At 63.9% G+C, this 1,223-nt stretch carries 1 protein-coding gene and 1 pseudogene; both read right to left on the bottom strand.

The window, feature by feature from the left end:
• Positions 1-16 precede the first annotated feature (16 nt).
• Positions 17-916: pseudogene (locus IP65_RS20685) on the bottom strand (IS3 family transposase); the annotation flags it as partial.
• Positions 901-1,167, bottom strand: a complete 267-nt coding sequence (locus IP65_RS22100; protein ID WP_041855052.1) for a transposase — start codon at positions 1,165-1,167, stop codon at positions 901-903. The gene IP65_RS22100 and the pseudogene IP65_RS20685, both read right to left, overlap by 16 nt.
• Between the last annotated feature and the right edge of the window lie 56 nt (positions 1,168-1,223).

The raw sequence follows: 1,223 nt of genomic DNA, 5'->3' as shown, positions 1-1,223 counted from the left end.
CCCTGATTGTTACCAGTCAGAGGTAGAGTCCGGCTCCTACATGATGGTTGGTTGAGGTGATGGCAACCTGTCTGGGGGCATGCTCCCAGACAGGTTTACCGGCTTTCTCGGCGGGGGTTCTCCCGCCCAATTTCGAGTGCGGCCTTACGTGGTTGTAGTCATGCCGCCAGGCATCAAGCACGAACCGGGCATGCGGCAGCGACGTGAACAGCGTCTCGTTGAGGCATTCGTCGCGCAAGCGCCCGTTGAAGCTCTCGACGAAGCCGTTCTGCATTGGCTTGCCCGGGGCGATGTAGTGCCACTCGACCCGCCGCTCCTGCGACCAACGCAGGATGGCCGACGAGGTCAGCTCGGTGCCGTTGTCGCTGACAACTGTATGCGGCTTGCCGCGCATGCCGATCAGCCGCGTCAGCTCCCGCGCGACCCGCACGCCCGAGAGCGACGTGTCCGCCACCAGCGCCAGGCATTCCCGCGTGTAGTCGTCGACCACGCACAGGATGCGGAACCGCCGGCTGCAGGTCAGGGTATCGGAGACGAAGTCGAGCGACCAGCGCTGGTTCGGTCCATCCGGCAGCACCATCGGTGCCCTAGTGCCCAAGGCGCGCTTGCGGCCACCGCGGCGGCGTACCCGCAGGTTCTCTTCGCGATATACCCGCAACAGCTTCTTGTGGTTGGGCGTAATGCCCTCGCGCGCCAGCAGATAGCCCAGACGCCGATAGCCGAACCGGCGACGCTCCGCCGCCAGTTCGCGAAGACGCTGCCGCAGCGGACCATCGTCCGGCCGCGACGATCGATACCGGATCACCCGCCGGCTCACACCGACCAGGTTGCACGCCCGACGCTCGCTCAGCCCGTGGTGTTCACGAGCATGAGCGACGGCTTCCCGCTTAGCGCCGGGCGTTACCATTTTTTTGTGGCTAGATCCTTCAGCACCACGTTGTCCAGCATCGCCTCGGCCAGCAGCTTCTTCAGCTTCGCGTTCTCGTCCTCGAGTGCGCGCAGTCGCCGTGCCTCGGACACCTCCAGGCCGCCATACTTCGACTTCCATTTGTAGAACGTCGCCGAGCTGATCCCATGGCGGCGGCACACGTCCGCCGTCGCCATCCCAGCCTCCTGCTCCTTCAAGATCGCAATGATCTGCTCTTCGCTGAACCTGCTCCGCTTCATATCCGTCCGACTCCTTCGCGTCGGACTCTACTCAAAATCGGTCACATTTCAGGGGA

Source organism: Novosphingobium sp. AAP1, from assembly GCF_001295765.1.
Classification (GTDB): domain Bacteria; phylum Pseudomonadota; class Alphaproteobacteria; order Sphingomonadales; family Sphingomonadaceae; genus Novosphingobium; species Novosphingobium capsulatum.
The sequence above is the reverse complement of the archived record's forward strand: the minus strand, read 5'-3'. Positions and strand labels throughout refer to the sequence as shown.

What these genes read in the sequence shown, in the direction of transcription:
- IP65_RS22100 (WP_041855052.1), bottom strand. Translation starts at nt 1,167, where the DNA reads ATGAAGCGGAGCAGGTTCAGCGAAGAGCAGATCATTGCGATCTTGAAG.